Here is a 5,553-nt window from a genome sequence, read left to right on the forward strand (position 1 = left end):
TACGAGCAATCTCTCAGCAAGGTTGTTGAAGGTGATATTCTTGAAGGCGAGGTGATCGAGATTGATCGAGAAAGAGGTGAAGTAGTAATCGACATTGGATTTAAATCCCCAGGCATTGTTCCGCTAAATGAATTTAGAAACCCCGAAGCTTTAAAGGTTGGGGATAAAGTTGAGGTCAGCATCGAAAAAGTTGAAGACAAAGAGGGACAAATTGTTGTCTCTCATAAACGAGCTCATTTCCTTAGGGTTTGGAAGAGAGTAAATGAGGCTTTTGCAAAGGATGAAATTTTAAAAGGAACAATCATAAAACGAATTAAAGGTGGATTCGTTGTTGATATCGATGGGTTGCTTGCATTTTTACCTGGTTCACAGGTTGACATCAAACCCATCAGAGATTATGACGCATGGGTTGGAAAAGAAATCGAATGCAAACTTGTAAAAATCAATCAAGCTGCTGAAAATGTCGTCGTAAGCAGAAAAGCGCTTGTTGAGAAAGAACTTGAAGAACGCAAACGCAAGTTCTTTGAAACAGTTAAAGTTGGAGACAGAGTTAGAGGTACAGTTAAAGCAATCGTTGACTTTGGTGTATTCGTTGATATGGATGGAATCGATGGATTAATTCACATAACGGATCTTTCATGGGGAAGAGTTAACCACCCATCCGAAGTTGTCCAGCTTGACCAAGAGCTTGAAATGGTTGTAACAAGAGTTGATGAGGTCACTCTTCCAACTGGTGAAAAAGTCAAGCGTGTCTCCCTTGGATTAAAGCAACTTCAACCGCATCCATGGGATAACATTGACCAAAAATATAAAGTTGGGCAAAAGGTTACAGGTAAAGTTGTTGCAATTACCGATTACGGTGCATTCATAGAGATTGAAAAAGGGATAGAGGGACTTATCCATATTTCTGAAATGAGTTGGACGCAACATATAAAGCATCCATCTCAATTTGTAACGATGGGACAGATAGTCGATGCGGTCATTTTGCACCTTGATAAAGAGGGTAGAAAACTCTCGTTGAGCATGAAACGTCTCGAACCAGATCCATGGGAAAAAGTCGAGGAAAAGTATCCGATTGGTTCAAAGCATAAGGGAATAGTTAGAAATATCACAAACTTTGGCGTGTTCGTTGAACTTGAGCCTGGAATTGATGGTTTAATTCATATTTCAGATCTATCATGGACGAAGAAAATTCGCCATCCCGCTGAGGTTGTGAAAAAAGATCAAGAAATAGATGTTGTTATACTTGGAATAGATAAAGAGCAAAGGCGTGTAACCCTTGGGCATAAGCAAATTTATCCAAATCCATGGGATAAGCTCGAACAAATTTACAAAGTTGGAACGGAAACACAAGGTAAGATAGTAAGAATCATTGAAAAAGGTGTAATCGTGGAGTTACCAGATGGTGTTGATGCTTTTGTTCCTATTTCGCACTTACTCCCAGGACATACCCAGATAAAAAATATTCATGCTGTCTTTAAAGAGGGTGAAACGCTACCGTTGAAGGTAATCGAATTTGACAAAGAAAGGCAGAAAATAATTCTTTCCGTATCTGAATATTTCAAAGATAAGTCTGAACGACTTGTCAAAGAATTCCTTGCCAAACATCCAGTTCCATCTGATGAAGCACAACTTAAAGCACCTGTTACATCGATCGGAATTGAAGCTGAGGGTGAGGAACGCGTCTTCATTGAATCAAATCATGGAAAAGAAAATTACCCTGGGCAAAGAGCTCAGGGGGCTCAACAAAAACAAAACTAAATTAAACCAAAACTCCAGCTTGCAGCCGTCCCGTCCTTCAATGGTCGCGGACGGCTTTTTTATTTTAAAAAACTTCTCAAACGATCAAAGTGAACAGATTGAGAATTGAAATAATTGTGCTTTTAATTTTTTTCGCAACTATAAATGCTCAAGAACATGCAGATACAACAAAAGTTAGAAAAAGTGAAATAGACACAACCGTTGTATATACAGCGGTTGACTCCGCGATTTATGATGTTGAAAACCGAAATATGTTCCTTTTTGGAAACGCAGATATAAAATATAAAACAATGCGTTTGAGATCCGCATTTGTCCGAATGAATCTTGATAGCACTTTGCTTGAAGCATCGGGAATACCTGACTCAACTGGCAATAAAATCACTGGAGCACCAATTTTAAACGATGGCGGGGAAGAGTATCACGGTTTTAAACTTGCTTACAACTTTAAAACGCAAAAGGGAAGGATTACGCAAGCAACAACACAAATGGAAAACGCATTTTACTATGGTGACAGAGTAAAAAAGGTTGATAAAGATGTCTTGTTCGTTTATAAAGGAAGATATACAACATGCGATGCTGAAGAACCGCACTTCTATATCGAAGGTCGAAAGATGAAAATAATTGTGAACGACAAAGTTATTGCTCGCCCTGTAGTTTTATACATTGCCGATGTTCCCGTCTTTGCCTTGCCATTTGGTGTTTTCCCAAACAAATCAGGACGAAGATCAGGGTTTATTCCACCAGTTTGGGGACAAACATACAACACTGGTTTTTACTTTAAAAGATTTGGATATTACTGGGCTATGAGCGATTACGCTGATTTCGCTACAACATTTGATTGGTACACACGCGGTGGATGGCAAGTCTCCAGCGATTTCAGATATGCACTGAGATATAAATTTAACGGCGCAATAGGCTTTGCATTTGCAAATTTCTACAGCGGTGAAGAAGGTGATCCCGATAAAACATCAAGCAAAGAGTGGAGACTCAACATAATTCATAGCCAAAACATAGATCCAACATCAAGGATAAGTGCAAATGTCAATATTTCAACTAACAACTATTTTCGCGCAACTGGAACAACCGTAAGAGATGTCCTTCAACAAACATTAATCTCAAATGTAAGCTATTCAAAAACTATCGAAAGCATAAATGGTTCAATATCCATTAACGCGTCACGAGTTCAAAATTTGAACACAGGCACAGTTGACGAAGTGCTACCCGAAATTTCCTTTTCGCTACCCCAAGTTTTTCCATTCGCTGGAGGCGTATATGGTGTAACAGATGGGAAATGGCATCAAAGATTAAGTTTTGGCTATTCATCAAGGTTTGTGAACAAAAGAAGCACAGCAATGACGAAACAATTTAGCTACGGTATGGCACACAATTTATCGGTTAACTTTGCACCGACGATTAGATATTTTAATGTAACCCCGTTCTTCACCTACTATGAAAACTGGTATGACAGACGAACCATAAAATTTTACAATCCAGAGACAAAACAGGTTGAAACCAAAATTCAAAAGGGTTTCTTCCAAGCAAGATATTTTAAGTTTGGCGTTTCAGTTTCAACAAAACTTTACGGAATTTGGCAACCCGAGATTTTTGGTATTTCAGGTTTTAGACACACATTAATGCCAAGCGTTTCACTCGTCTATCAACCCGATTTTTCATCCCCATTCTGGAAAAATTACGGTTCTTACGTCGATTCAACAGGTCAAATTGTAAAATACAGCTACTTTGAAAATTCTATTTTTGGTGGTGCACCCATTGGCAAATTACAATCCTTAAATGTTGGAATTGGGAATATCTTTGAAATGAAGACGACTTCAAGTGATTCCGCGGGGCAACCGAAAAAATACCAACTTTTAAACTTAAACTTATCTTTCTCATATAATTTCGTTGACCCAAACAAAAAACTTTCTCCCTTATTTGTCACCGCACGAACTACAATTGCTGGCATTGATATTTTTTCAAGCTCCACATTTGATTTCTATAAATTCAACAGCACAGAGCTATTAATTCGCGAGGGGAAAATTGCCAGATTAACAAATTTTTCTCTCGCATTCTCGTTCACTTTCTCTGGAAGAAAGAAGCAAGAAACCGAAAGAATGCAAGGAATTGAAGGAACAGGAGCGGAATTTTTTAAAAATTACGAGCCTTTCAAACCAAGCTTTGAATTTGGATGGAACTTTTCATTTGGCTTTGATTTTTCATTGAGCAGAATAACTCCATACCAAACAATAAAATCAGCAAACCTGAGATTTACCTTTGGGTTTGATGTTACGAAAAATTGGAGGATAATGGGCAGCGGAAGCTATGATCCCATACGTAAGGAAATAGTTGTCCCAAGTATAAGCATTTACAGGGATTTACACTGCTGGGAAGCAAACTTTGAATGGAGACCCGTTGGATATGCGAGAGGTTTTGATCTTGAAATAAGGGTAAAAGCACCGCAGTTACATGATTTAAAAATTGTGAAGAGAAAGTCCAACATCGGTAGATAATTCCACCCGTCATCCTTGCATAACTTTAAAATTATCCATAATTTTTTAAAAACATCGAGACGAAAATAAAAACGGAAATGCTAAGGCATGAAGCAAAATTCGGGAGAACTTCTTAAATCTGAAATATTTAGCGATTTTAAACCAATTTCTGAAGATTTGCAAAGGATAAAAAATGTTGCAGTTATAGGAGTTGGCGTAATGGGTCGCGGAATTGTCCAAGCAATAGCACAAGCAGGCTTCGATGTCATCGCGGTTGAGAAAAATGAAGAATCACTAAATATCTCTAAAGAAAAACTTGAAGAGGCGCTTGATTATGAAATTCAAAGGTGGGCAATGACAAAAAGCGAAAAGAAATCAATTCTAAACAGAATTGAATGGACAACCAATATTGAAGATGTGAAAGAATGTGAACTTGTAATTGAAGCGGTCGATGAAGATTTTGAACTTAAAAAATTAATTTTCAAAAAACTTGATGAAATTTGTCCACCACACACAATCTTCGTTTCAAATACATCAACGCTATCATTGACCAAAATATCGGAAGTGACAAAGCGACCTGATAAAATCATTGGGATGCACTTTTTAAACCCCGTTCCAAAAGTCCCGTTAGTTGAGCTTGTCAGAGCGCTCAAAACATCCGATGAGACCTTTAAAAAAGTTAAAGCATTTGCGGAGCAAATTGGGAAAACCGTCGTGGAAGTTTATGAATACCCTGGATTTGTAACGACGAGAGTTATTGTGCCGATGTTAAACGAAGCGATGCATGTTTTGATGGAAGGAATTGCAACTGCTGAGGGAATTGATACGGCAATGAAACTTGGATATAACTTTCAAATGGGACCACTTGAAATGGCAGATACAATGGGGCTTGATGAGGTTTTAACATGGATGGAAACACTTTATAGAGAACTCGGTGAAAAATATAGACCGTGCCCATTACTTAGAAAACTTGTCCGCGAGGGCAAACTTGGCAAGAAAACAGGCGAAGGATTTTTTAAATATGACGAATACGGGAGGAAAATAACTTGATTTAGCTCGAAACCATGCCTTTTTAAAAACAAAATAACACTTGTGATGAAAGTTCTCGTTTTAAATTCAGGGAGTTCTTCAATTAAATATCAATTCATCGAGACTTCAACTTACAGCGTTCTTGCGAAAGGTCAAGTTGAAAGGATAGGAATGGACGATGCAATTTTAACCCACGTTAGAGAAGATGGAGATACAGTTAAAATAAGCGGGGAAATACTTGACCACAATATTGCAATTGAATATGTAATTGCTATCC

At 38.0% G+C, this 5,553-nt stretch carries 3 protein-coding genes and 1 pseudogene; all 4 read left to right on the plus strand.

Annotated features, from left to right (window positions below; genetic code table 11):
• The coding region (rpsA, locus tag AWW78_RS09650; RefSeq protein WP_047135015.1) for a 30S ribosomal protein S1 at positions 1-1,761 on the plus strand (1,761 nt) is incomplete at its 5' end.
• Positions 1,762-1,850: 89 nt separating this feature from the next.
• Positions 1,851-4,268 carry a putative LPS assembly protein LptD gene (locus AWW78_RS09655; protein WP_047135016.1) on the plus strand — a complete coding sequence of 806 codons (2,418 nt, stop codon included), beginning with the start codon at positions 1,851-1,853 and terminating at the stop codon, positions 4,266-4,268.
• 87 nt (positions 4,269-4,355) lie between these two features.
• Complete coding sequence (locus AWW78_RS09660) at positions 4,356-5,297, plus strand: 3-hydroxyacyl-CoA dehydrogenase family protein (protein ID WP_075426261.1); 942 nt, start codon at positions 4,356-4,358, stop codon at positions 5,295-5,297.
• A gap of 45 nt (positions 5,298-5,342) precedes the next feature.
• Positions 5,343-5,553: pseudogene (locus tag AWW78_RS09665) on the plus strand (acetate kinase); the annotation flags it as partial.

This window comes from Candidatus Kryptonium thompsonii (assembly GCF_001535985.1).
Classification (GTDB): Bacteria; Bacteroidota; Ignavibacteria; order Kryptoniales; family Kryptoniaceae; genus Kryptonium; species Kryptonium thompsonii.

Coding starts and splice junctions, on each gene's coding strand:
- AWW78_RS09660 (WP_075426261.1), top strand. CDS start 4,356: ATGAAGCAAAATTCGGGAGAACTTCTTAAATCTGAAATATTTAGCGAT.